24 protein-coding genes and 1 tRNA gene are annotated in these 25,673 nt (G+C 64.4%); 12 read left to right on the top strand and 13 right to left on the bottom strand.

Features of this window, described 5'->3' with window-relative positions; translation table 11 throughout:
• Positions 1-477: a glycine zipper 2TM domain-containing protein gene (locus U5768_RS30065; protein ID WP_322033955.1), complete on the top strand. Its 477-nt coding sequence runs from the start codon at positions 1-3 to the stop codon at positions 475-477.
• A gap of 282 nt (positions 478-759) precedes the next feature.
• Here U5768_RS30065 and U5768_RS30060 read toward each other — a convergent pair whose 3' ends face one another.
• From U5768_RS30060 to U5768_RS30030, 7 genes are all read right to left on the bottom strand, one after another.
• The gene (locus U5768_RS30060) at positions 760-1,353 is read right to left on the bottom strand and encodes a histone H1-like DNA-binding protein (RefSeq protein WP_322033954.1); all 594 of its coding nucleotides are present in this window, start codon (positions 1,351-1,353) and stop codon (positions 760-762) included.
• Positions 1,354-1,381: 28 nt separating this feature from the next.
• The gene (locus tag U5768_RS30055; protein WP_322033953.1) at positions 1,382-1,708 is read right to left on the bottom strand and encodes a hypothetical protein; all 327 of its coding nucleotides are present in this window, start codon (positions 1,706-1,708) and stop codon (positions 1,382-1,384) included.
• Positions 1,709-1,801: 93 nt separating this feature from the next.
• Positions 1,802-3,025 carry a ribonucleotide-diphosphate reductase subunit beta gene (locus U5768_RS30050; protein ID WP_322033952.1) on the bottom strand — a complete coding sequence of 408 codons (1,224 nt, stop codon included), beginning with the start codon at positions 3,023-3,025 and terminating at the stop codon, positions 1,802-1,804.
• 567 nt (positions 3,026-3,592) lie between these two features.
• Positions 3,593-6,571, bottom strand: a complete 2,979-nt coding sequence (locus U5768_RS30045) for a ribonucleoside-diphosphate reductase subunit alpha (protein WP_322033951.1) — start codon at positions 6,569-6,571, stop codon at positions 3,593-3,595.
• 574 nt (positions 6,572-7,145) lie between these two features.
• A complete protein-coding gene (ampD, locus tag U5768_RS30040; protein WP_322033950.1) occupies positions 7,146-7,781 on the bottom strand; it encodes a 1,6-anhydro-N-acetylmuramyl-L-alanine amidase AmpD in 636 nt (211 codons plus the stop codon).
• The gene (locus U5768_RS30035; protein ID WP_322033949.1) at positions 7,778-8,077 is read right to left on the bottom strand and encodes a PP0621 family protein; all 300 of its coding nucleotides are present in this window, start codon (positions 8,075-8,077) and stop codon (positions 7,778-7,780) included. The genes ampD and U5768_RS30035 overlap by 4 nt, the downstream gene beginning before the upstream one ends.
• Positions 8,078-8,099: 22 nt before the next feature.
• Positions 8,100-9,035, bottom strand: a complete 936-nt coding sequence (locus U5768_RS30030) for an inner membrane protein YpjD (protein WP_322033948.1) — start codon at positions 9,033-9,035, stop codon at positions 8,100-8,102.
• Between the two features lie 105 nt (positions 9,036-9,140).
• Here U5768_RS30030 and ffh point away from each other — a divergent pair, with 105 nt between their 5' ends.
• Both ffh and U5768_RS30020 read left to right on the top strand, forming a co-directional pair.
• Positions 9,141-10,508, top strand: coding sequence for a signal recognition particle protein (gene ffh, locus U5768_RS30025; RefSeq protein ID WP_322033947.1), 1,368 nt, complete (start codon positions 9,141-9,143; stop codon positions 10,506-10,508).
• A gap of 145 nt (positions 10,509-10,653) precedes the next feature.
• Positions 10,654-11,205 carry a hypoxanthine-guanine phosphoribosyltransferase gene (locus tag U5768_RS30020; protein WP_322033946.1) on the top strand — a complete coding sequence of 184 codons (552 nt, stop codon included), beginning with the start codon at positions 10,654-10,656 and terminating at the stop codon, positions 11,203-11,205.
• A gap of 88 nt (positions 11,206-11,293) precedes the next feature.
• Here the strand turns inward: U5768_RS30020 and U5768_RS30015 are convergent, their stop codons facing one another.
• Together U5768_RS30015 and U5768_RS30010 are read right to left on the bottom strand one after the other, a co-directional pair.
• A complete protein-coding gene (locus U5768_RS30015; protein WP_322033945.1) occupies positions 11,294-11,893 on the bottom strand; it encodes a MarC family protein in 600 nt (199 codons plus the stop codon).
• 35 nt (positions 11,894-11,928) lie between these two features.
• A complete protein-coding gene (locus U5768_RS30010) occupies positions 11,929-13,665 on the bottom strand; it encodes a proline--tRNA ligase (protein WP_322033944.1) in 1,737 nt (578 codons plus the stop codon).
• 277 nt (positions 13,666-13,942) lie between these two features.
• On the opposite strand from U5768_RS30010, the gene U5768_RS30005 reads away from it, so the two are divergent.
• Positions 13,943-14,632: an RNA pyrophosphohydrolase gene (locus U5768_RS30005; RefSeq protein ID WP_322033943.1), complete on the top strand. Its 690-nt coding sequence runs from the start codon at positions 13,943-13,945 to the stop codon at positions 14,630-14,632.
• A gap of 119 nt (positions 14,633-14,751) precedes the next feature.
• Positions 14,752-15,321: a CNP1-like family protein gene (locus U5768_RS30000; protein ID WP_322033942.1), complete on the top strand. Its 570-nt coding sequence runs from the start codon at positions 14,752-14,754 to the stop codon at positions 15,319-15,321.
• A gap of 111 nt (positions 15,322-15,432) precedes the next feature.
• Here U5768_RS30000 and proB read toward each other — a convergent pair whose 3' ends face one another.
• The 4 genes from proB to rplU all read right to left on the bottom strand — a co-directional run bounded on the left by proB (position 15,433) and on the right by rplU (position 18,542).
• Positions 15,433-16,551, bottom strand: coding sequence for a glutamate 5-kinase (proB, locus tag U5768_RS29995; protein ID WP_322033941.1), 1,119 nt, complete (start codon positions 16,549-16,551; stop codon positions 15,433-15,435).
• 83 nt (positions 16,552-16,634) lie between these two features.
• Positions 16,635-17,738, bottom strand: a complete 1,104-nt coding sequence (cgtA, locus tag U5768_RS29990) for an Obg family GTPase CgtA (protein WP_322033940.1) — start codon at positions 17,736-17,738, stop codon at positions 16,635-16,637.
• Between the two features lie 202 nt (positions 17,739-17,940).
• Positions 17,941-18,204 carry a 50S ribosomal protein L27 gene (rpmA, locus tag U5768_RS29985; RefSeq protein ID WP_158758669.1) on the bottom strand — a complete coding sequence of 88 codons (264 nt, stop codon included), beginning with the start codon at positions 18,202-18,204 and terminating at the stop codon, positions 17,941-17,943.
• 26 nt (positions 18,205-18,230) lie between these two features.
• Complete coding sequence (rplU, locus tag U5768_RS29980) at positions 18,231-18,542, bottom strand: 50S ribosomal protein L21 (protein ID WP_007180329.1); 312 nt, start codon at positions 18,540-18,542, stop codon at positions 18,231-18,233.
• Between the two features lie 292 nt (positions 18,543-18,834).
• Between rplU and U5768_RS29975 the strand changes: the two genes are divergently transcribed.
• The 7 genes from U5768_RS29975 (at position 18,835) to coaE (ending at position 25,633) form a co-directional block, all read left to right on the top strand.
• Positions 18,835-19,827 carry a polyprenyl synthetase family protein gene (locus U5768_RS29975; RefSeq protein WP_322033939.1) on the top strand — a complete coding sequence of 331 codons (993 nt, stop codon included), beginning with the start codon at positions 18,835-18,837 and terminating at the stop codon, positions 19,825-19,827.
• A 37-nt stretch (positions 19,828-19,864) separates the two neighbouring features.
• Positions 19,865-19,941 (top strand) — tRNA-Pro (locus U5768_RS29970).
• Positions 19,942-20,132: 191 nt separating this feature from the next.
• Positions 20,133-21,452 (top strand): HlyC/CorC family transporter, encoded by a 1,320-nt coding sequence (locus tag U5768_RS29965; protein ID WP_322033938.1) that lies wholly within the window; start codon positions 20,133-20,135, stop codon positions 21,450-21,452.
• A gap of 151 nt (positions 21,453-21,603) precedes the next feature.
• Complete coding sequence (locus tag U5768_RS29960; RefSeq protein WP_322033937.1) at positions 21,604-22,833, top strand: GspE/PulE family protein; 1,230 nt, start codon at positions 21,604-21,606, stop codon at positions 22,831-22,833.
• Positions 22,833-24,062 (top strand): type II secretion system F family protein, encoded by a 1,230-nt coding sequence (locus tag U5768_RS29955; protein WP_322033972.1) that lies wholly within the window; start codon positions 22,833-22,835, stop codon positions 24,060-24,062. Before U5768_RS29960 ends, U5768_RS29955 begins: the two co-directional genes overlap by 1 nt.
• 28 nt (positions 24,063-24,090) lie before the next feature.
• A complete protein-coding gene (locus tag U5768_RS29950) occupies positions 24,091-25,008 on the top strand; it encodes an A24 family peptidase (protein ID WP_322033936.1) in 918 nt (305 codons plus the stop codon).
• A 4-nt stretch (positions 25,009-25,012) separates the two neighbouring features.
• Complete coding sequence (coaE, locus tag U5768_RS29945) at positions 25,013-25,633, top strand: dephospho-CoA kinase (protein ID WP_322033935.1); 621 nt, start codon at positions 25,013-25,015, stop codon at positions 25,631-25,633.
• The last annotated feature ends 40 nt before the right edge of the window (positions 25,634-25,673 follow it).

Raw genomic sequence — 25,673 nt, 5'->3', positions numbered from 1 at the left:
ATGAAAATAAAGAGTCGTCTGATGGTTGCAGCCGCGATCGCGGGGTCGCTCGTGATGTCGGGCTGCGCCTACAACAGTAGTTCCGCCGACGTGTACACGGCCTCGCAGGCGCAGCGCGAGCAATCGGTGCGTATGGCAACGGTAGAAAGCGTGCGCGCGGTGAAGATCAGCTCGAACAACGGCCAGCCTAGCGGCCTCGGCGCCGTCGGCGGCGGTGCGCTCGGCGCGGTGGCCGGCAGTCAGATCGGCGGCGGAACGGGCTCGATCATCACTGGCATCATCGGCGGCATTGCGGGCGCGGTGGCCGGCAACGCCGTGGAAAATGGCGTGGCCATGCGTGACGGCCTCGAGATCACGGTGCGCCTCGACAATGGCGACTACCGCGCCATCACGCAGACGGCAACCGGCGAAGTGTTCAACGCGGGCGACCGCGTGCGGCTGCTCTCGAGCGGCGGCGTGACGCGCGTCACGCACTAAAGCTTTCCCCTGTACCGCAGCGGCGCCTCGCGCCGGATGCGGAACCTCAGGCGCATGTGCTCCCCTGTGCATGCGCCTTTTTTCATGTCCGCGCGCGGCGTGAACGTCACCTCATCGTGACGTCGTGCTCTCAATAATTATTACGAAGTCCAGATGAAAAAAATCCCGCCGCGGATAAACCAGCGACGGGATCGGGATCGAGCCTTGCGCATGACGCCGCCCGGCCCGGCGAGCGAAGCGCGCGAACGATGCAGCCAGCGCGCTTCCTTCGTCTCGGACTGCTTACGGACGGCTGCCGGTCGGGAACGGCCATGCTGCGGCCGGATTCAGGGCAGTCTTGACCGTTGCTGCGGGCGCGGACGGTTGTGCAGCAGGGGCAGCAGGCGCGGCAGCGGCCTTCGCAGGCGCCTTCTTGGCAGCCTTCTTCGAGGCAGCCTTCTTCGCCGGTGCGGCCTTGCGGGCAGCAGCCTTCTTCGCAGGCGCCTTCTTGGCTGCAACCTTCTTCGCTGCAACCTTCTTGGCCGCGGCCTTCTTCGCCGGTGCTGCCTTCTTCGCAGCAACCTTCTTCGCAGGCGCCTTCTTCGCTGCAACCTTCTTGGCTGCAACCTTCTTCGCTGCGGCCTTCTTCGCCGGCGCTGCCTTCTTCGCAGCAACCTTCTTCACGGCGACCTTCTTGGCTGCAACCTTCTTCGCTGCGGCCTTCTTCGCCGGTGCTGCCTTCTTCGCAGCAACCTTCTTCACGGCGACCTTCTTGGCAGCGACCTTCTTGACCGCGACCTTCTTCGCTGCGGCCTTCTTCGCCGGAGCTGCCTTCTTCGCTGCAACCTTCTTCACTGCGGCCTTCTTGGCCGCCGGTTTCTTCTTGGCAGTAGCCATTTTTTTCTCCTTCAGGTTCAGATGAGAGTCAGTTCAAACTACACCCTTCGTCAAAACCCGCTTCCCGCGAACGCTTCTCACGGCGCACGCTGCGAAGCGGGCTATTCATCGGCGTACGCTGATCCCGCGCGCTTACGCTAATGAATGCGGTAAGGCGCGCCGTGCCACGAGGCACAGCGCGCCGAGTCATTCCGGCGTCGGCTACCGACACCGGGCAACGTTCGTTGAAAGCGGCGGCCTCACAACACGCGAGGCCTGCGCGCTTTTCCGGGGGGAAGTTTGCCCATCCCTCTGAAGGGTTCGCAAAGTGCCTGTCACGTCGGTGAGCCAACCTGGCTCCGGGCATGCTTTGCATCAGGCGTTCCTGCTCCTAATCATCGTGCCGGTCGAGGCGCCTGCACGGCGCCTCGCGGCAACCCCAAAAGACTGGCACCGCAGTGCGCCCGGATTACTCCCAGGACAGCGCACCGCCCGTCTGATATTCGATCACGCGCGTCTCGAAGAAGTTGCGTTCCTTCTTCAAGTCGATCATTTCGCTCATCCACGGGAACGGATTCTCTTCGTTCGGGAACAACTGATCGAGACCGATCTGCTGGCAACGACGGTTGCAGATGAAGCGCAGATAGCTCTTGAACATCGATGCGTTCAGACCCAGCACGCCACGCGGCATGGTGTCTTCGGCGTAGCGGTACTCGAGGTCGACCGCATGCCTGAACAGTTCGGTGATCTCCGCACGGAACGCCGGGGTCCACAGGTGCGGGTTTTCAAGCTTGATCTGGTTGATGAGGTCGATGCCGAAGTTGCAGTGCATCGACTCGTCGCGCAGGATGTACTGGTATTGCTCCGCGGCGCCCGTCATCTTGTTCTGGCGGCCGAGCGCGAGAATTTGCGTGAAGCCCACATAGAAGAACAGGCCTTCCATGATGCAGGCGAACACGATGAGCGACTTGAGCAGCGTCTGGTCGGTTTCGAGCGTACCGGTCGTGAACGACGGATCGGTCAACGTCTGGATGAACGGGATCAGGAACTCGTCCTTGTCGCGGATCGACTTGACCTCGTGGTACGCGTTGAAGATCTCGCCTTCGTCCAGACCCAGCGACTCGACGATGTACTGGTAAGCGTGCGTGTGGATCGCTTCTTCGAACGCCTGGCGCAGCAGGAACTGGCGGCATTCGGGCGCCGTGATGTGCCGGTAGGTGCCGAGCACGATGTTGTTTGCGGCGAGCGAGTCGGCGGTCACGAAGAAGCCGAGGTTGCGCTTGACGATGCGGCGCTCGTCCTCGGTCAGACCGTTCGGGTCTTTCCACAGGGCGATGTCGCGGGACATGTTGATTTCCTGCGGCATCCAGTGGTTCGCGCAACCCGCCAGATACTTTTCCCAGGCCCACTTGTACTTGAACGGGACCAACTGATTCACGTCGGTCTGGCCGTTGATGATGCGCTTGTCGGCGACATTCACGCGCGCTTCGGTCGAGACCGGCGCTTGCGGCGGCGGTGCAACGGCGAAGTCGCTGGCGAAGATGTTGGTCGCCGTGGAAGCCTGAGGAGCGGAACGCAGACCAAACTGCACCTCGGCAGCCTGGGCAGCCTGACCCGCGGGGTTGCGCATTGCGTTTTGCTGCGCACCGCTCGACGGAGTTACGGCCGTGATCTCGTCATCCCAGTTGAGCATAAATGTCACCATCAATTTAGATCGGTTTGTACCATCTTTTCGTGAGCGATAAAAGGGTTCGCACACGAAAAATCCTGTTTTCGATTCGCGTTGCGACCTCGATACAACACTTTGTTATCGCTCTGTGTCGATTGCATCGCATGAGTCCTGTTTAGAGAGCGCTGATTCGTCGTGCTCTCTTCGCATGTGCGATGTGCTTCGAAGGTCTTCGCGACATCGAGAGCGTGTGTGAAAGACAGTGTTCGCCGCGCGCTTTTCATTCGCGCCGCGAGTGCGTTTTCACTCGCCGCTCACTGCTTGCCGCGCGCTGCGCTGGAAGCTCGCGCGGCCTTGAGTCTTGTCCCTGCGCGAAACTCCAGGGATTCCTTCCTGTTGCGTCTTTCGCGTAGTGCAACGCGCGTAGTGCGAGTTGCCGGGAGAGTCGGCGCGCATTGCGCGCGCCGCTTTCGTTGTTACATCTCGCTGCTGCTTCGACTACTCGCTTCTACTTCTGTTTACCAGCGACGCTTCTGCGGACCTCGCATGACGCGCGCGGCGTTGCACCGCGCGCATCATGCGCTGCCAGCTTTACTGGCAAGCCTCGCATTCTTCGAAGCCAGGATCGCCCGGACGCATCATGCACACCGGACCTTCTGCTTCCGGCGCGGCTTGCATCGTGGTCGATCCTGCTGCACCGCCGAATGCGCCACCCGATGCACCACCGAATGTGCCACCTGCGGCGCCGCCAGCATTACCGCCGCCTTCGCCGCCCGTCGGCACCGCGTTGAGCGCGCCGTGCGCAACCGTCGACTTCTCGACGTGCGTCGCCGCCATCGTGCGCAGGTAGTACGTCGTCTTCAGGCCGCGCACCCATGCGAGCTTGTAGATCTCGTCGAGCTTCTTGCCCGATGCGCCCGCCATGAAGATGTTCAGCGACTGCGCCTGGTCGATCCACTTCTGACGACGCGATGCGGCTTCGACGAGCCACGTCGGATCGACTTCGAACGCCGTTGCATACACAGCGCGTAGATCGGCCGGCACGCGGTCGATGCGCGAGAGCATGCCGTCGAAGTACTTGAGGTCGGCGACCATGACTTCGTCCCACAGGCCGCGCGACTTCAGGTCACGCACGAGGTAGTCGTTCACCACCGTGAATTCGCCCGAGAGGTTCGACTTCACGTAGAGGTTCTGGAACGTCGGCTCGATGCACGGCGAGACGCCGATGATGTTCGAGATCGTCGCGGTCGGCGCGATCGCGATGCAGTTCGAGTTGCGCATGCCGTGCTGGGCGATGCGCTCGCGCAGCGACGTCCAGTCCATCGTTTCGCTCGAATCGACTTCCACATAGCCGCCGCGCGCTTCGGCCAGCAGCTTGAGCGTGTCTTGCGGGAGGATGCCGCGATCCCACAGCGAGCCGCGGTAGGTCGAGTAGCGGCCGCGCTCGGCTGCCAGCTCCGTCGACGCCCAGTAAGCGTAGTAGCAGACGGCTTCCATCGAACGGTCGGCGAACTCCACCGCTTCCTGCGAAGCAAACGGCGTGCGCAGAACGTGCAGGCAGTCCTGGAAGCCCATGATGCCCATGCCGACCGGACGGTGCTTCAGGTTCGAGTTACGCGCCTTCGACACCGCGTAGTAGTTGATGTCGATGACGTTGTCGAGCATGCGCATCGCCACGCTGATGGTGCGCTTGAGCTTGTCGTGGTCGAGCGCGAACGTGCCGTCGGCCTGTTCGACCATGTGCGCGACGAGGTTCACCGAACCCAGGTTACACACGGCGATTTCCGTGTCGCTCGTGTTCAGCGTGATTTCCGTGCACAGGTTCGACGAGTGGACGACGCCCACGTGCTGCTGCGGCGAACGGATGTTGCACGGGTCCTTGAACGTGATCCACGGATGGCCCGTTTCGAACAGCATGCCGAGCATCTTGCGCCACAGTTGCGCGGCCGGCAGCTTCTTGAACAGCTTGATCTCGCCGCGCGCGGCCTTCTCTTCGTAAGCCGTGTAAGCCTTTTCAAAGTCTGCGCCGAACAGGTCGTGCAGATCCGGGCAGGTCGACGGCGAGAACAGCGTCCAGTCGCCGCCTTCCATCACGCGCTTCATGAACAGGTCGGGAATCCAGTTCGCCGTGTTCATGTCGTGCGTGCGGCGGCGGTCGTCGCCCGTGTTCTTGCGCAGCTCGAGGAATTCTTCGATGTCGAGGTGCCACGACTCCAGGTACGCGCACACCGCGCCCTTGCGCTTGCCGCCCTGGTTCACGGCCACGGCCGTGTCGTTCACCACCTTCAGGAACGGCACGACGCCTTGCGACTTGCCGTTGGTGCCCTTGATGTGCGAGCCGAGCGCGCGCACGCGCGTCCAGTCGTTGCCCAGACCGCCCGCGAACTTCGAGAGCAGCGCATTGTCCTTGAGCGCTTCGTAGATGCCGTCGAGGTCGTCGGCGACCGTGGTCAGGTAGCACGACGAGAGCTGCGAGCGGTGCGTGCCCGAGTTGAACAGCGTGGGCGTGGACGACATGAAGTCGAACGACGAGAGCACGTTGTAGAACTCGATCGCACGCGCTTCGCGGTCGATCTCGTTGAGCGACAGGCCCATTGCGACGCGCATGAAGAATGCCTGCGGCATTTCGATACGCGTGCCGTGCACGTGCAGGAAGTAGCGGTCGTACAGCGTTTGCAGGCCGAGGTAGCCGAACTGCAGGTCGCGGCCCGCGTCGAGCGCGTTACCGAGACGCTTGAGGTCGAACTGCTGGAGCTTGTCGTCGAGCAGGCCGGCTTCGACGCCGCGCTTGATGAACTGCGGGAAGTAGTCGGCGTAACGCACCGCCATTTCGGCTTGCGTGACTTCCTCTTCGAGAATTTCGCGACGGATCGTGTGCAGCAGGATGCGCGACGTGACCTGGCTGTACGCCGGGTCCTTTTCGATCATCGTGCGAGCCGCGAGGATGGCCGAGTCGTAGACCTGGCTCATCGGCACGCCGTCGTACAGGTTCTTCACCGTTTCCGCGACGATGGGGTCGGCGTTGACCGCATCGCCGAGACCGTCGCACGACGAGACGATCAGCGCGCGCAGCGCTTGCATGTCGAGCGGGCGCGTCACGCCGTTGTCCGTCACGTTGATACCGGGCGCCGCGGGCGCTGCCGTTTCCGGCGCGTGCGCGCGCTCCTGGTTGCGCTTCTCGCGATACAGCACGTAAGCGCGCGCGACGTTGTGCTCGCCGCCGCGCATCAGCGCGAGTTCGACCTGATCCTGGATGTCTTCGATATGGAACGTGCCGCCGTTCGGACGGCTGCGCACGAGTGCGCGCACCACGTTCTGCGTGAGCTGTTCGACCAGCTCGCGAACGCGCGCCGAAGCCGCGCCCTGGCCGCCGTTCACGGCGAGGAAAGCCTTCGTCATCGCGATCGCGACTTTCGAAGGTTCGAACGACACTACGCTACCGTTGCGGCGAATCACCTTGTGGTCGGCGAACTGCTGCGCGCTCGTCTGGCCGTCCTGCGGCTGGCCACCCAGCGTATGCGCGGCGGGCGCGCCTTCATACCGGGTCGAGACGTTATCGGTCGTTTGCATGTGCAAAGCTCCTGGGTCCTGGAAAGGTGCGAAGAGAGTTCGCGGATTAGTACGGACGCCGACGCCGCGCCCCCGTGTGCGCGATCGATCGGGCGGAGAAAAAAGTCCAGCCTGGCGAGGCTGCCGGATGCGACAAGGCAGATGAGTCACGCAATGCTTCGGTCTTCATCGTGGATGTCGCGATCATTGGCTGTACCTTCTCTCTCGATTACAGCCGGAGCGCCGGTTCTCTCGGCCGGCGGCACCGTACAAAGTTTCTGTTTTTTCTATGCCGGTAACGCGCGCGGCGCCTTGCTCGTGAGCCGGGGCGCCGCGGTACAACACAACATATGGTGTGAAGCCTTGTTTCGGGTACAAAGTATAGTGGAATAAACAGGACGATCAAATGGCTTTTTTTGCTGGTCCTATCTTGACAAGGCCGCAAGCCAAGCAGCGCGGGCCTTACCGCCGAATGCGCTCGCGAGTGGTTCGCGAGACCCGCGCAAAGACCCTGCGTTTGCGCAGGCGAAGTGCTTCTTTCTTGTGCAGCCAGCGAAGGTTTTTCGGACTGCCGGGCGCGTCACGACGCCGCGTTCTACGCCCCGCGTTCCCGGGCATGCCCCTGGATATAGGGGAAGCGGGCATCGGCGAGCTGCGTATCGTGTTTGAGGCGCGCCCAGTCGAAGTGCGGGCCGGGATCGGTCTTGCGCCCTGGAGCGATGTCCGAATGGCCCGCCAGCGCCTCGATCGGATAACGCGCGACGAGCGCCTTCACGAGCGCCGCGAGGGTGGCGTATTGCTGCGCTTCGAAGGACGTCGTATCGCTGCCCTCCAGCTCGATGCCAATGGCGAAGTCGTTGCAGCGCTCGCGCCCGAAGAAGCTCGACGCGCCCGCGTGCCACGCGCGCTCGTCGCACGAGACGAACTGCTCGAGCGCGCCATCGCGATGAACGACGAAGTGCGCCGAGACGCGCACGCCGCGCAGGTTGGCATCGAAGTAGGGATGCGCGTCGCAGTCAAGGCGATTGAGGAAGAGATCGGCGATCTCTGGGCCGCCGAACACGTTGGGCGGCAGGCTGATGTTGTGCACGACGATGAGCGTCGGCACCGCCCCTTGCGGGCGCGCCTCGAAGTTCGGCGAAGGCAGTTGGCGCGCGCCGGGCACCCAGCCCCGCGCATCGACTTCGTACGCACGCAATCCTGGCATGCCTGACGATGCAGCAGCGCTCATCGTGCGGGGCGGTCCTGGGCCGTCGTGCGCGCGTCGTACGCACGCGCGTGTTCGGAACTGCAGAACGAGCGCGCGCCGACATTCAGCGATTCGCTGCGCGGCGCATGCACGCCGCACTCGGCGCAGCGGACCATCGGTTCGGGCAGCGCAGGTTTGCCATTCGCGCTTGCAGCGCCGTTGGCCTTGTCCTGCCCCGGTTGCGCGCCGGGACGCGACTGTGTCTGCGCACGGCGTAGCGCCTTGACGAACCATTGTCCGACCACGAACAGCAGCACGAGGAGAAAGATCTGTCTCATCGGAACACGCGACTCACGCGACTCAAACCACAGGGCGGTGCAGCAGCACCTCGAAGACGAAACGGCTGCCCACATAAGCCAGCAGCAACGCGATGAACGACGCGATCACCCAACGCAGCGCGGCGCGTCCGCGCCAGCCGGAAATCTTGCGCGCGGTGAGCAGCGCGCCGAACATCAGCCACGAAAGAATTGCGAAGACGGTCTTGTGATCGAGCGAGAGCGGCCGGTCGATCAACTGCTCGCTAAACACGATGCCCGAAACGAGCGTGGCCGTGAGCAGCACGAAGCCCGCGCCGATCAGGCGGAACAACAGCTTCTCCATCGTGAGGAGCGGCGGCAGCGTCTCGATCCAGTTCGAAAGCCAGCCGCCCCCGCGATTGCTCGCGTTGCGCTGGAAGCCGGCGCCCTTGAGCGCATGCAGCCGCCGCTCGACCGCGAGCATCAGCACCGCATGCAATGCGGCGATCGCGAAGAGTCCATAGGCGACGTTCGCGATGACGAAGTGCAGCTTGAACATCGGCGCGGCGGCATAGGGCAGCACGCGCACGCCGCCGAACACGAGCGGCAGGATCGAGGCGACGGCGGCCAGCGGCAGCAGCAGGAGCCGCAGGCCGTCGAGCGCAAAGAAAAAGCTCTCGATCCAGTAGATGCCCGCGCCGAGCCAGAACATGGCCGACAACGCGAAGGCGAAGCCGAACACCATTTCGTTGGCGGGGAAGATCGTCGTGTGCAGCAGCACGCCGTGCGCGGCGAGCGCGACAAAGAGCAGCGCGCGCGAAAGCGGGCCGAAGGTGCGCGCGCGCAGCGCGTCGTCACCCAGGCCCGCGCCCACCGTCACCGGAACGGGCGGCACGCTGCCAAGCAACGGCGCGGCGCCCGCGCGGCGCAGCGCGCGCCAGTCGGCGGCGCACAAGCCGCCGTACAGGAGCACGGTGAGGGCATACAGTACAATATCCATGTTCGAAGTTTACTATAGGCCCCCTGGCCGCGCGGCAAAGCAAATAAGCGCCACGCTTTCCCGTTTAGCGCGCGCGGGCCGGGCCGCACTGCTCACCGCCTCCCCATGCTCGACAATCTCACTCAACGGATGGCGCGCGTCGTCAAGACGCTGCGCGGCGAAGCCCGGCTGACCGAAGCCAACACGCAGGAAATGCTGCGCGAGGTGCGTCTCGCACTGCTCGAAGCGGACGTGGCGCTGCCCGTCGTGCGCGAATTCATCGCCAAGGTGAAGGAAAAGGCGCTCGGCGAGGAAGTGATCGCCAGCCTGTCGCCCGGCCAGGCGCTCGTCGGCGTGGTGCAGCGCGAGCTGACCGCCGTGATCGGCGGCGACTACGAAGGGCGTGCCGCCGAACTCGATCTCGCCGTCACGCCGCCTGCCGTCATCCTCATGGCGGGCTTGCAGGGCGCGGGTAAAACCACCACGGTGGGCAAGCTCGCCAAGCTGCTGCGCGAGAAGTACAAGAAGAAGGTCCTCACCGTTTCGTGCGACGTCTACCGCCCTGCCGCTATCGCGCAGTTGAAGACGGTGACGGAACAGGTCGGCGCCGACTTCTTCCCCTCGCAGCCCGACCAGAAGCCCGTCGAGATCGCCGCCGCCGCGGTCGACTGGGCCAGGCGCCATTATCACGACGTGCTGATCGTCGACACGGCCGGCCGCCTCGGTATCGACGAGGCGATGATGAACGAGATCGCCGCGCTGCACACGTCGCTCAAACCGGCCGAAACGCTGTTCGTGGTCGACGCCATGCTCGGCCAGGACGCGGTCAACACCGCCAAGGCGTTCAACGACGCATTGCCGCTCACCGGCGTCGTGCTCACCAAGCTCGACGGCGACTCGCGCGGCGGCGCGGCGCTCTCCGTGCGCCACATCACGGGCAAGCCGATCAAGTTCGTCGGCGTCGCGGAAAAGCTCGACGGTCTCGAAGTGTTCCACCCGGACCGCATGGCGAACCGGATTCTCGGCATGGGCGACATTCTCGCGCTCGTCGAGGAAGCGCAGCGCGGCGTGGACGTGCAGGCCGCGCAGAAGCTCGCCGACAAGGTCAAGAAAGGCGGCGACTTCGACCTCAACGACTTCCGCGCGCAGCTTTCGCAGATGAAGAGCATGGGCGGCCTCTCGTCGCTCATGGACAAGCTGCCCGCGCAGTTCCAGCAGGCCGCCTCGGGCGCCAACATGGGCCAGGCCGAAAAGCAGATGCGCCGCATGGAAGGCATCATCAACTCGATGACGCCCGCCGAGCGCGCCAGGCCCGAACTCATCAAGGCCACGCGCAAGCGCCGCATTGCGGCGGGCGCGGGCGTGCAGGTACAGGAAGTGAACCGCATGCTCAACCAGTACGAGCAGATGCGCACCATGATGAAGAAGCTCAAGGGCGGCAATCTGCAAAAGATGATGCGCGGCATGAAGGGCATGATGCCCGGCATGCGCTGATCCTGCGGGCCGCGCGGCGCACTTGCGCGCACGGCGGCCCACTCGACGCGGCGCGCGACGGACTCCATGCGCGGGTTTATGCTGTAGCGCGCGCCGCCGTTATTTCCCACACTTCAATAGCTACAGCTACCTTCCCGCCAGAGTCATGAATCGCGAAGAAGCCCTGCACATTTTCAGCCACTCCGAAGAGATCGTTTCGGAGGGCGACGTCAATGCGTCGATCGGCCGGATGGCCGAAGCCATCCGCGCCGAGATCAGCGAGGACTTCCCGCTCGTGCTGTCGGTGATGGGCGGCGCCGCCGTGTTCACCGGCATGCTGCTGCCGCACCTCGACTTCCCGCTCGAGTTCGACTACATCCACCTCACGCGCTACCGCAACGCGATCAAGGGCAGCGCCGAGATGCAGTGGCGCGTGGCGCCGCGCGAGTCGGTCAAGGACCGCGTGGTGCTCGTGCTCGACGACATCCTCGACGAAGGCGAGACCATGGCCGCGATTCGCGACCGCATCATGGACATGGGCGCAAAACGTTTCCTCTCGGCCGTGCTGTGCGAGAAGACGCTCACGAAGGCCAAGCCGCTGCATCCCGACTACTGCGGTTTTTCGGTGCCGGACCGCTACGTGTTCGGCTGCGGCATGGACGCCAAAGGCTACTGGCGCAATCTGCCGACCATCCGCGCGCTGACCGAAGGCGCGTGAAGCGCTTCCGGATCAGTCGGAGCGCCATGAAAAAAAGCAGCCCGCGGGCTGCTTTTTTGTTGCCTGCGACGCGTGTCGTGCGAGGGCGTCAGAGGTGATGCACGAAGTTGGCGATGCCCGCGAGAATCATCTCCACCGAAATCGCCACGAGCACGAGGCCCATCAACCGCTCGAAGGCCGTGACCACGCGCTCGCCCAGCCACTGCTGGATGCGCTCCGCCAGCACGAGCACGATCGCGCAGATCACCATCGTCACGACGAGCGCCGCGATCCACTCGTAGAGCTTGCCGGGCGCCTGCGAGGTGAGCAGCATGACCGTGGCGAGCGCCGAAGGCCCCGCGAGCGCGGGAATGGCGAGCGGCACGATGAGCGGCTCGCCGCCCTTGTCGCCGCCGCCGAACGGGCCGCCCGGATGCGGAAAGATCATGCGCAGCGCGATGAGAAACAGCACGATGCCGCCGCCGATGCGCAGCGACGTATCGGTGAGCCCCATCATGCGCAGGAAGCTGTTGCCCGCGACCATGAAGATGAGCAGGATCACGAACGCAATCGCGACCTCGCGCAGGATCACAATTGCGCGACGCTGCTGGGCAACGCCGCGCAGGCAGGTAATGAAAAGGGGAATGTTACCGAGCGGGTCGGTGATCAGGAGCAGCAGGACCGTAGCGGACAGAAAACTGTACTCCACGCTCGCAGCGCTCCTTTAACCGTGCTGGTTCGTCGTTATGCCGCGAGCGCCGCGCGGATCTTCTGCGCCACCGTCTGCGCGGCCTCGTCGGCCGCGAGCAGCGTCGCTTCAGTGTCTCGGCGGCCCTGGTACTCGATCTTGCCGTCCTTCAGGCCGCGCTCGCCAATCACGAGACGATGCGGCACGCCGATCAGCTCCCAGTCGGCGAACATCACGCCCGGGCGCTCGCCGCGGTCGTCGAGGATCACGTCCACGCCGGCTTCGAGCAGTTCGTTGTACACACGCTCGGCGTGCTCGCGCACGAGTTCGCTGCGATCCATGCCCATCGGGCACACGACAACCTGGAACGGCGCGATCGACTCAGGCCAGATGATGCCCTTCTCGTCGAAGTTCTGCTCGATGGCTGCACCGAGAATACGCGTGATGCCGATGCCGTAGCAGCCCATCTGCATCGGCGCGGGCTTGCCGTTTTCGGCGAGATACGTGGCGTTCATCGACTCCGAGTACTTCGTGCCGAGCTGGAACACGTGGCCCACTTCGATGCCGCGGCAGATGTCGATCACGCCCTTTCCGTCCGGCGAGGGATCGCCCTTCTGCACGTTGCGGATATCGGCGACGACCGGCTCCGGCAGATCGCGGCCCCAGTTCACGCCCGTGGTGTGGAAGTCGACTTCGTTCGTGCCCACCACGAAGTCGCTCATGTTCGCGACCGTGCGATCGGCGATCACCTTGACCGGCTTCTTCGTGTTCAGCGGTCCGAGGTAGCCCGGCGGCGTACCGAACCACTCGACGATTTCGGCTTCGGTCGCGAAGCGGAAGCCCTTGAGTCCTTCGAGCTTGCCGACCTTGATCTCGTTCAGTTCGTGGTCGCCGCGCAGCATCAGCAGCCAGATCGTGGGCTCGGCGCCTTCGTTGTCCGTCGCGAGAATGATCGACTTGATCGTACTTTCGAGCGCAATGCCAAGCAGCTCGGCCACTGCTTCGCACTTGGCCGCGCCGGGCGTCGGCGTTTTCTTGAGCGCCTGCGTGGGCGCCGCGCGCGGTGCGATGAGCGGCAGCGCTTCGGCGGCTTCGACGTTCGCTGCGAACTCCGAGGTCGGGCAGTAAGCGATATCGTCCTCGCCCGTTTCCGCGATCACGTGGAATTCGTGCGAGCCGCTACCGCCGATCGAACCGTTGTCGGCCGCGACCGCGCGGAACTGAAGGCCAAGACGCGTGAAGATGCGCACGTAAGCGTCGTACATCTTCTGATACGAAACCTTGAGACCTTCGATGTCCTTATCGAACGAATACGCGTCCTTCATGATGAATTCGCGCCCGCGCATCACGCCGAAACGGGGACGGATTTCATCGCGGAACTTCGTCTGCACCTGATAGAAGTTCACCGGCAACTGGCGATAGCTCTTGATCTGGCCGCGCGCGATGTCGGTGACGACCTCTTCGTGCGTCGGCCCCATCACGAAGTCGCTTTGCTTGCGGTCCTTGAAGCGCAGCAGTTCCGGCCCGTATTGTTCCCAGCGACCCGATTCCTGCCACAACTCGGCCGGCTGCACGGCCGGCATGAGCAGCTCGATGGCGCCGGCGCGGTTCATTTCCTCGCGCACGATCTGCTCGACCTTGCGGATCGAACGCAGCCCGATCGGCAGATAGTTGTAGATGCCGCCAGCGATGCGACGGATCATGCCCGCGCGAACCATCAGCTTGTGGCTGACGATTTCCGCGTCAGCGGGCGCTTCCTTCAGGGTGCCGATAAAGAAACGGGAGGCTTTCATTCAAATTATCCAAAAGCGGCGGCCCGGTGCAGACCGCCCAAAGAATTGACCAACGGATGAGTTCACGAACCCGCCATTATGACAACGCGCGGGGTGCCGCGCCGATGTCGCCGGCCACGGCAGCGGCCCAACTCGAAGCCGATCGAGCCCCGAGACCGTTTTGCGCGGTCGCGGCCATTCGCTCGAGTTTCCGGACGCCGGGTCACGGACGGCGGGTGCGTGAGGACCGTTATCTGTTTATAATCAAAGCAATTTTAAAGGATTCGAAGGTGGTTGTATGCTGGATCGTGAGGGGTTTCGCCCGAACGTCGGCATCATCCTCTTGAACGCGCGAAACGAGGTGTTTTGGGGCAAGCGGGTTCGCGAACATTCCTGGCAGTTTCCGCAAGGGGGCATCAAGTATGGTGAAACCCCCATGCAGGCAATGTTTCGGGAGTTGCACGAAGAAACCGGTTTGCATCCGGAGCACGTCAAGATCGTCGGTCGCACACGCGACTGGTTGCGTTATGAGGTGCCGGACAAGTTCATCAAGCGCGAAGTGCGCGGCCATTATCGCGGCCAGAAACAGATCTGGTTTCTGCTGCGCATGGTCGGGCGCGACTGCGATATCTGCCTGCGGGCAACGGAGCATCCCGAGTTCGATGCGTGGCGCTGGAACGAGTACTGGGTGCCGCTCGAAGCGGTCATCGAGTTCAAGCGCGACGTCTATCAACTCGCGTTGACCGAGCTTTCGCGCTTCCTGCGACGGCCCGCGCCGCGTCAGGAGCGCCTGGGCGTGCAGGCTCACGAGGTGCGTTATCCGCGCATCGTGACGTCGGCACACGCAGACGCGGTGCATGCCGAGCCGTATGGCGCCGCACCGGAAGGCGCGAACGGTCGTACGCCGCATACGTCGATCGAAAGCGATTGCGCGTCGGCGCAGAGTATCATCGAGCCTGCGCAGGACGAGCAGGATCAAGGGGCTTGAGCCAACGCAAAGAACGCCCGAACCGGCGGGGCTCCGTGCATTGCGCGCGGGGTCCCGCCGGTTCGCATTCGCGGCGCAGTTCGTTCGTAACGCGCGCCCGTGCTTCGAGGAAAACCAATTTGAAACGATTTGCTCTTGCTGCGGCATGCGCCGCAGGCGGTGTGCTGCTTGTGTCAGGACTGGCCGCGTGTTCCAGTTCCGGTCCCACGAACAAGGACGACAGCGACTTCGTCTATTTGCTGGACCGCAAGGGCGAATGGCAGGAAAACAAGCTCGAAAGCCTGCCGCCGCTGCCGCAGGCCGGCGCGAAGCTGCTGCCGTTCGACGTCTCGAACAATTCGCCGCTCAAGTTCGCGATCGACCCGGCATCGCTTACGGTCGGCACGGACGGCGTCGTGCGCTACACCATCGTCATCACGAGCCCGAGTGGCGCGCGTAACGTGAATTACGAAGGGATTCGCTGCGACACCTACGAGTGGCGCCTCTACGCGAGCCTCGACGCCGATCACAACGGCTGGGACCAGACCGTCGCGAACAACTGGTCGCGCATCGAGAACGGCACTCTCAACGCGTACCAGTCGCGGCTTTATCAGGACTACTTCTGCGCCAACAAGATGCCGATCGCCAAGGCGCCGATCCTCATCGAGAACCTGCGCTACGGTCGCACGCAGTCGACGCTGGTGCGTTAAACACCGCGTCGCCGCACGCTGTCGTGCGCATGAAAAAGCCGCTGCGGCCTTGTAGGCCACAGCGGCTTTTTCACTTCTGGCGATGCGCGGCTGACTGCCCGCGAACACCCGTCAGATCAGCACGAGATTGTCGCGGTGAATCAGTTCCGGTTCGAGCATATAGCCGAGGATGCCCTCGATCTCGCCGCTCGGATGACGCTGGATCAGCTTCGTTTCCGCGCTGCTGTAGTTGGTGAGGCCGCGCGCCACCTCCACGCCCGCGCCGTTCAGGCAAGCGATCACTTCGCCGCGCGCAAACGCGCCCTGCACGCCGGTTACGCCAATCGGCAGCAGGCTCTTGCCGTCTGCCGTGAGTTTTTGCACCGCGCCGTCGTCGATCACGACGTGACCGCGCACCTGGAGATGGTCGGCCATCCACTGCTTGCGCGCCGCCATGCGCGCCGTGCGCGCAATAAGCTGCGTACCAATGGCTTCGCCTGCCGCGAGTCGCACAAGCACTTCCGCTTCGCGCCCGCTCGCGATGACCGTGTTCGCGCCGCTATGCGCGGCACGCTTGGCCGCAAGGATTTTGGTAAGCATGCCGCCGCGGCCGATGCTCGACCCCGCGCCGCCCGCCATGGCTTCCAGCTCCGGCTTGCCCGCGTCGGCTTGCTGCACGAGCGTCGCGCCCGGGTCCTTGCGCGGATCGGCGGTGTACAGCCCGCTCTGGTCGGTGAGGATGACGAGCGCGTCGCCTTCGATCAGGTTCGCGACGAGCGCGCCGAGCGTGTCGTTGTCGCCGAACTTGATTTCGTCGGTGACCACGGTGTCGTTCTCGTTGATGATCGGCACGACGCCCAGCCGCAGCAGCGTGAGCAACGTGGAGCGCGCATTCAGATAGCGCTCGCGGTCAGCCAGGTCGGCGTGCGTGAGCAGGATCTGCGCGGTGCGAATGTCGTGCTCGGCAAAGCGGCTCTCGTAGACCTGCGCGAGTCCCATTTGCCCGACCGCCGCGGCGGCCTGAAGCTCGTCGATCTCGCGCGGCCGCTTCGTCCAGCCGAGCCGTTGCATGCCTTCGGCAATGGCGCCCGAGCTTACGAGCACGACTTCCTTGCCCTGCGCGCGCAGCGCCGCAATCTGCGCGGCCCAGCGACCGATTGCCGCATGATCGAGCCCGCGGCCGTCGTTGGTGACGAGGCTCGAACCGACTTTCACTACCAGACGCCGCGAATCGGCGATGACGGAACGCATGCTGCGCGGTCTCCCAAATGACTGATGACGCGTGAGTGTGCTCGAAGCGGCCAGCGCGGTTCGCGCGCCGGCCGTGCCGCGAATTACTCCTGCGGCTGCTCCGCGTTCCCGGCTTGCCCCTCGCGGAAGCGCACGTCGGATGCGAGGTCTTCCGCTTCGGCCGCACGGCGCGCGTCCGAATGCGCCGAGACGTAGTCGTACACCGCGTAGCACAGGTTTTCGCAGCCCTGTCCCGTGAGCGCGGAGATTTCGAACACGGGGCCGTCCCACTCGAAGCGCTTCACGAAGTCGGCGATGCGCTCGGCGCGCTCGTCTTCCGGCACCATATCGAGCTTGTTCAGCACGAGCCAGCGCGGCTTCTCGAAAAGCGTCTCGTCGTACTTGCGCAATTCGCCGACGATTGCCTTCGCCTCCGCCACCGGATCGACGCTTTCGTCGAACGGCGCGAGGTCGACCAGATGCAGCAGCAGGTTCGTGCGTTGCAGGTGGCGCAGGAACTGGTGACCGAGGCCCGCGCCTTCGGCCGCGCCTTCGATCAGGCCCGGAATATCGGCGATCACGAAGCTCTTGCTCGGCCCAACGCGCACCACGCCCAGATTCGGCGCCAGCGTCGTGAACGGGTAGTCGGCGATCTTGGGCTTCGCGTTCGACACCGAGGCGATGAACGTGGACTTGCCCGCGTTCGGCATGCCGAGCAGGCCGACGTCGGCCAGCACTTTCAGTTCCAGCTTGAGCATGCGGCGCTCGCCGGGCTTGCCGTCGGTCTTCTGTCGCGGCGCGCGGTTCGTGGACGACTTGAAATGCAGGTTGCCGAGGCCTCCCGCGCCGCCCTTCGCGACCATGACTTGCTGCTCGTGCTCGGTCAGGTCGGCGATCAGTTCGCCCGTTTCCTGGTCGGTGATGACCGTGCCCACCGGCATGCGCAGCGTGATGTCGTCGCCGCCCTTGCCGTAGCAGTCCGAGCCCCGGCCGTTCTCGCCGTTGCGCGCCTGGTGCTTCTTCGTGTAGCGGTAGTCGATGAGGGTGTTGATGTTGCGGTCGCCGACCGCGTAGACGCTGCCGCCGCGCCCGCCGTCACCGCCGTCCGGCCCGCCGAACGGGACGAACTTCTCGCGTCGCATCGACGCGCTGCCATCGCCCCCATCGCCGGCGATGACTTCGATCTTCGCTTCGTCAATGAACTTCATGAGTTACTCCGTCCCGTGGATGTCGATATTTTGCCCGCCGTGGCCCAAACTGGCCAACCTGGCCGAACGGCCAAACGACGCTCGCAAAGCCAGACGGAAGCCCACTACGACCCCGAAAGACTGCAGATAAACAAAAAGGCCCCGCAAACTTCGCGGGGCCTTCTTAGCGTCGCGTGTAGCCCGCTCGCGAGCGGTCTAAAGCTTAGGCCGCTGCCGGGACGACGTTGACCTGTTGCTTGTTGGCTGCGCCCTTGATCGAGAACGAGACGTGGCCGTCGACCAGCGCGTAGAGCGTGTGGTCCTTGCCGATGCCGACGTTCAGGCCCGGGTGCATACGCGTACCGCGCTGGCGAACGATGATGCCGCCTGCGAGGATAGCCTGGCCGCCGAACACCTTCACGCCAAGTCGTTTCGACTCTGAGTCGCGGCCGTTACGTGACGACCCGCCTGCCTTTTTGTGTGCCATTTGTTTGCTCCTTTACCTGCGTGCGCTTACGCGTTGATCGCGTCGATGCGCAGTTCGGTGTAGTTCTGGCGGTGGCCGCCATGCTTCTGGTAGTGCTTCCGGCGACGCATCTTGAAGATGGTCACTTTGGCGTGTCGGCCTTGCGACACAACGGTGGCCTTGACGGAAGCCCCACTGACCAGCGGCGTACCGAACTTAATCGATTCGCCTTCGCCCACTGCGAGAACCTGGTCGAGCGTGATTTCTGCGTCAATGTCAGCCGGTATCTGTTCTACTTTAAGTTTTTCGCCAACGGCAACCTTGTACTGCTTGCCGCCGGTTTTTATGACCGCGTACATTGAGAACCTCACTCTAAAATATCTTTTCAGGCACACTGCGCGCCCGAAACCTTAGATTATACATAGAGTTAGCTGCGCGGTCAAAAGGATGCAAGTCCGTTGCACGAGTGCGCGCCAGGGGACTTATGGCCCGTCAGACGGCGCGGGGACGCGCCGAACGGCATAGCGCCACTCTCCGTGCGAGCGCCCCGGCCGCGGGAAAATAGAGGGAGCCATCGGCCGGACGGCAGGGCAGCGTCCGGCAGGCAGTGGATTCGCCTTATAATCCGCGGCACTACCCATATTTGCCATCATGTCGTCCACCGCCACCCCATCCCCCAGCGCAGCCACCCTGCTTGCCCCCATCGCCAGTGACATGGAGCAAGTGAATCGTGTCATCCGGCAGAGCCTGGCGTCCGAGGTGATGCTGATCAACCAGATCTCCGAGTACATCATCGGCGCGGGCGGCAAGCGGCTGCGTCCGGCGCTCCTGCTGATGGTGGCCGGCGCGCTCGGCGACAGTGGCACGCAACGCCACGTGCTCGCGGCGGTCGTGGAGTTCATCCACACGGCTACGCTCCTGCACGACGACGTCGTCGACGAATCGGACCTGCGGCGCGGCCGCCAGACGGCCAACGCCCTGTTCGGCAACGCCGCCAGCGTGCTGGTGGGCGACTACCTGTATTCGCGCTCGTTCGAAATGATGGTCGGCGTGGGCAAGATGCGCGTGATGGAGATTCTTTCGGCGGCCACGACGACCATCTCCGAAGGCGAAGTCCTGCAACTCCTGAACATGCATGACGCCGACGTGGACACCGACCGCTACATGCAGGTGATCCGCTACAAGACCGCCAAGCTTTTCGAAGCCGCGGCGCAACTCGGCGCGGTGCTTTCGGGGGCGGATGCGCGCACCGAGGAAGCCGCAGCCGAGTACGGGCGGCGCATCGGCACGGCGTTCCAGATCATGGACGACTGGCTCGACTACACGGGCACGCCCGAATCGATGGGCAAGAACGCCGGCGACGACCTGCGCGAAGGCAAACCCACGCTGCCGCTCATCTGGCTGATCGAGCACGGCACGGCGGCCGAAGCCGCGCTTGCCCGCGAAGCGATCGAGCAAGGCGGCACGAAGCGTTTCGACGAAATCTTCGCGGCAATCACGCGCTCCGGCGCGCTCGAGCACACGCTGCAATGCGCACGCGCCGAGGCACAGGCTGCCGCCGACGCGATTTCAGCCTTCCCCCCTTCCATTTACAAAGATAGCCTGCTAGAATTATGTTCTTACTCGACGACGCGCCAGTCTTGAAACAGACGAAGCGAGTGGTGGAGTCCAGCAGTCAATTCGGGGTGTAGCTTAGCCTGGTAGAGCGCTACGTTCGGGACGTAGAGGCCGGAGGTTCGAATCCTCTCACCCCGACCAGAATTCAGAAAAAACCGCGCATGCATTGCGCGGTTTTTTTTCGTCTGTGCCTTTCGTCCGTACCTTTTGTTGCGCGGCGAGCCACGCGTAGGCGCGCCGCCAGCGGCGGCTTATCCCTTCGGCCAGCGCCCCTGGAAGTGCGGGACCCCTCTGTTATAGTTTCCCCATCCGCCCCCTCACTGTCTCGACGCGTGGACCACCTTCCCTTATGGGCGCAGATTTGCGCCGTCTTCGTCCTGCTCATCTGCTCCAGCTTTTTCTCCATCTCCGAAACGGCGATGATGGCGCTCAATCGCCATCGGCTCAAATATCTCGCCAATCACGGCACGCTCGGCGCGAAGACCACGCAGAAGCTGCTCGCGCGCACCGACCTGCTGCTTTCGGTGATCCTGATCGGCAACAACCTCTTCAACACCATCATCCCGGTCCTCACGACCTCCATCGCGCTCCACACGTTCGGCCGCAATAACCTCGTGCTCTCGATCGCAACGGGCATCGTTGCGTTTCTCATCATCGTGTTCGCGGAAATCACGCCGAAGATTGTGGGCGCAACCTTTCCGGAAAAAATCGCGCTGCCGGCGAGCCTCCTGATCGCACCGCTCATGCGTGTGACGAAGCCACTTATCTGGTTCGTCAACATGTTCGCAAACACCATTCTGCGCATACTGCACATTAATACGCACAAGGCGCATGACCAGCGGCTTTCCACCGAGGAGTTGCGCACCATCGTGCTCGAGTCGGGCAGCTTCATGCCGACCAAGCACCGCAGCATCCTGCTGAACCTGTTCGATCTGGAGAACATCACCGTTGACGACGTGATGATTCCGCGCCGGCGCATCGAGGCACTGGACTTCGACGCACCGCTCGACGACATCCTGCATCAGATCGAGACCTGCTATCACAACAAGCTGATCGTCTATCAAGGCGACATCGACCGCGTACTCGGCGTGCTGCATGTGCGCAAGACGCTGGCCGCGCTGCACAACCAGGAGTTCGAGCGCGAAACGCTGCGCGAACTGCTCGCCGAGCCGTATTTCGTGCCCACAGGCACGCCGGGGTTCCAGCAACTTCAGTACTTCCAGGAAAGCCGCCATCGCATTGCGCTCGTCGTGAACGAGTACGGCGAGCTGGAAGGGCTCGTCACGCCCGAGGACATCATCGAGGAGCTGATCGGCGAATTCACCACCTCGATGCCGCGCAGCGGCAGCGGGCGCGGCGGCTGGAACGAAGAAGGCGAATGCATCGTGCCCGGCAGCATGCCGCTGCGCGAACTCAATCGCTGGCTTCATATCAAGCTGCCCACTGACGGCCCGAAAACGCTCAACGGCCTGATCCTCGAAGTGCTCGAAGAGATTCCCGAAGGCGACGTGTGCCTGCAGATCGGCGACATCAAGCTCGAAGTGCTGCGCAGCGACGACCAGGCCGTGCGCACGGTCAAGCTCTTCAAGCCGGGCGCCAAGCCGCGCCAGGGCACGTTGCAAAAAGCCAGGAAGCTGCTGCCGGGACGTTAGCCGTTCGGCCAGGTGGCGGCGCAGTACGCCGCACGCCATGATGAAGGCGTCATCTGTTCGAGGCGGCCTTGGCGCCGGCGTGTCGATGCTTTCTACTCCTTATCGTGTGCACCCTTTCGCCGCCGCGCCTGCCGAAGGCGGGATCGGAAGTATGGGTGGCGGGTCTACGGCGCGCACGTCTCTACCTGTTTCCGCCCCGCAGTCCGACGACGCCCCGGCCGTTCGTCTGCTATCCGAAACGTTGCGTGAAGCCGCGCGGCGCAACGCTTCGGATCTGCACATCGAGCCAATGGAACACGGGTGGCGCGTGCGTCTGCGCATCGACGGCGTGCTGCACGAAATGGCGCGGCCGCCCGCGCATCTGCGCGATGCGTTCGTTACGCGCATCAAGGTGCTTGCACGCATGGACATCGCCGAGCGGCGCATCCCGCAGGACGGCAGGCTGCGACTCGCGCCTTCCGCAGCGTCGCAGGCCGCCGAGGACTATCGCGTGAATTCGCTGCCCACGCTGCACGGCGAAAAACTCGTGTTGCGCAGGCTCGAAGCGCTTCCCGCCGACCTCTCTCTTGCCGAACTCGGACTCGATGAAGCCCAGCAGCACATGGTTGCCGAAGCGATCAGTGCGCCGCATGGTCTCGTGCTCGTCACGGGCCCGACCGGCAGCGGCAAGACGCTCTCGCTCTACTGCTTCCTGCAAAGGCTCAACGGTACGGCGCGCAATCTTTGCTCGGTGGAAGACCCCGCAGAAATCCAGCTTGCCGGCATCAATCAGGTCAACGTGCGCGAGAAGGCCGGGCTCACCTTTGCGGTGGCGCTACGTGCGCTGCTGCGCCAGGACCCGGACGTCATCATGATCGGCGAAATTCGCGACGAAGAAACCGCCAGCGTGGCCGTCAAGGCCGCCCAGACCGGCCACCTCGTCCTTTCCACCGTGCACACGAACGACGCGAGCGCGGCTTGCGCGCGGCTCGTCGACATCGGCGTCGAACCGTATAACCTCGCGGGCGCGTTGCGGCTCGTCACGGCGCAACGGCTCGTGCGGCGGCTCTGTCCGCAATGCCGTGTGCGCGGCGACGTTTCGCAGGCGGTACTCCGCGCGGCGGGTCTGAATACGCGTGGCAGTGACATCGCGCAGCCTTATGTTGCGCGCGGCTGCGAAGCTTGCCACGGCATTGGCTATCGCGGCCGCGTGGGCATTCACGAAGTCTTGCCGGTCTCGGAGACCCTGCGCGACCTCATCGTCACAAGTCGCGGCGCGCATGAAATCGCTCGCGAAGCTCGCAGAGGCGGCGCGGCAACCTTGCGCGACGCAGCGCTCGCGCGCGTGCGCGACGGCACTACGAGCCTCGCCGAAGCGCTCGCCGCTACGGAGGCGCCATGATGAGCACCATGGGCGCCACGCGCGCCCAGCGCGGGCCATCCGAGTGGCGCTTCGCCTGGCGCGGTCTCGATGCATCAGGCGCAACGAAGCACGGCACAGTGATCGCGCTCGACGCCGCGGCGGTGCGCGCCGCGCTCAAACGCGAGCGCATCACCGTGCTCGCCATCGAACGCAAGTCGAGCGCGGGCGCGCCCAAAGCAAGCCATGCGGACGTCACGCGCTTTACGCGCCAGCTCGCGAGCCTCCTGCGCGCCGGCCTGCCACTGGCGAATGCGCTCGACCTGCTCGCGCTTTCGCCAGGACCGAACGGCATGCCGCGCGTTGCCGCTGCGCTCGCGCGCGGCATCGCCGGTGGCCTGAGCTTCGCCGACTCGCTCGCCCGGCATCCCGCACGCTTTAACGCGCTCTATTGCCAGCTCGTTGCCGTTGGCGAAGCGTCCGGTGCGCTCGCCACCGTACTCGCCCGCCTCGCCGACGACCGCGAGCGCGCCGCCGCGCAGCGCGCCAAAGTGCGCGCGGCGCTCACCTACCCCGTCGCGGTGCTGCTGCTCGCGTTCGTCATTACCGCCGCGTTGCTGGTCTGGGTCGTGCCCACGTTCAAGCAGATCTTCGACGGCTTCGGCGCCGCCCTGCCCGCGCCCACGCAATTCGTGCTGATGCTCTCGGCTGGCGCCGCCCGCTGGAGCGTGCCGGCCGCTGTCATCGCGGCAACCGGGGTGCTCGCCCTGCAAGCGGGGTTGCGCCGCTCGGAAGCCGCGCGCATCGCGTTCGGACGCACGATGCTCAAGCTCCCGCTGTGCGGTCCGCTGCTCACCACGCTGTGCGCCGCCCGCTGGAGCCGCGCGCTCGGCACGCTGCTCGCCGCCGGCACGCCGCTCGCCGACGCCTTCGATTCACTCGCCCATGCAAGCGGCAACGCATTCTTCGATCGCGCGAGCGCGGGCATCAGCGAACGCCTGCGCCACGGCGAGCGGCTCGCCGCCGCCATGCGCGCGGCAGGATGCTTTCCGGCCGACGTCGTGCAGCCCGTCGCGGTCGCGGAAGAGTCGGGCGCGCTCGACGCCATGCTGCTCGACGTGGCCTCGCTCGCCGACCGTCAGGTGGACGAAAAGATCGCGCTCGTGTCGAGCCTGTGCGAGCCGCTCGTGATTGTCGTGCTGGGCGCGCTGGTCGGCGGCCTCGTCGTGGCGATGTATCTTCCCATCATTCAACTAGGCAACGTGGTGTAGCATCGCTGCCAGATTCCGGTTCCGTCTCATGCCCGTCCCACTTCTTTCCGCGCCCGACACCGCTACACCGCTCGCCGCCGCCCTCGCCAGCCTGCCCTTCGGCGTGCTCATGGGCTTTGCCATTGCTTTCGGGCTCGTCATCGGCAGCTTTCTCAATGTCGTCGTGCACCGGCTGCCGGTCATGCTGGAGCGCGCGTGGCGCGCCGACGTCGCCGAAGCGACCGGAACGCCGGGCCCGCTATTCGAGAACGACGGACTGCCCGCGCGCTATAACCTCTGGCTCCCGCGCAGCGCATGCCCGCACTGCGGCCACGTCCTGCGCGCCTGGGAAAACATTCCCGTGCTCAGTTGGGTCGCGCTGCGTGGGCGCTGCTCGCACTGTCATGCGCGCGTGAGCGTGCGCTACCCGCTCATCGAAATCGTGAGCGCGGCTTGCGCTGCGGGCGCGTTGCTAGCCTTCGGGCCCACGGGCAAGGCGCTGGCCGCGTTCGCGCTGTGCGCCACGCTCATCGCCGCGAGCGCCATCGACCTCGAACACCAGATGCTGCACGACGAAATCACGCAGCCGCTGCTGTGGGGCGGCCTGCTCGTGAATTACGTGGGCACCTTTGTCACGCTGCACGAAGCGGTGATCGGCGCGGTCGCGGGTTATCTCGCGCTCTGGTGCGTCTATTGGGTCTTCAAGCTCCTGCGTGGCATAGAAGGCATGGGCCACGGCGACTTCAAACTGCTCGCCGCGCTCGGCGCCTGGCTCGGGTGGGGCGCGCTGCCGCAGATCGTCGTGATCGCGGCGGTGACCGGCGCGGTCGTCGGCATCATCGCTACGTTGACGGGACGCATGCGTTTCGAGGAGCCGCTGCCGTTCGGCCCATACCTGGCCGTAGGCGCGCTCGTCACATTATTTGCGGGCAGACCGCTGTACGGCTTGGTTGCATGGGGGAACTGATCAAATGTTCGCGGTCGGATTGACGGGTGGCATCGGCAGCGGCAAGTCCACGGTTGCGGACTGCTTTGCAGCGCGCGGCGTAACGATCGTCGACACCGATCTCATCGCGCATCGCATTACCGCGCCGCATGGCGTGGCGATGGCGCAGATTGCCGCAGAATTCGGCCCCGAATTCATCGCAGCGGACGGCTCGATGGACCGCGCGCGCATGCGCACGCTCGTGTTCGGCGACGAGTCCGCGCGCAAACGGCTCGAGGGCATCACGCACCCGCTGATCCGCGCCGAGACCGAACGCGAAACACGGGAGGCCAGCGGGCCTTACGTGATCGTGGTCGTGCCCTTGCTCGTGGAGTCGGGCACATGGAAAACGCGTGTCGATCGCGTGCTCGCCGTCGATTGCAGCGTGGAGACGCAGATCGCCCGCGTCATGCGCCGCAACGGCTTCACGCGGGAGCAGGTGCTCGCGATCATCGCGCGGCAGGCCACGCGCGAGGCGCGTCTCGCGGCCGCCGACAATGTCGTGGTCAACGACAACGGCGCTACGCTCGACACGCTCGCCCGGGACGTCGACGCATTGCATCAGACGTATCTCGAGCTTGCCGCCGCGAAGGTCAGTAAAACGTAAAACGCGCTCCGCGCGCGCAATTACCGGGACACATCGACAA

It is taken from the genome of Paraburkholderia sp. J76 (genome assembly GCF_905220295.1).
GTDB lineage: Bacteria > Pseudomonadota > Gammaproteobacteria > Burkholderiales > Burkholderiaceae > Paraburkholderia.
The sequence above is the reverse complement of the archived record's forward strand: the minus strand, read 5'-3'. Positions and strand labels throughout refer to the sequence as shown.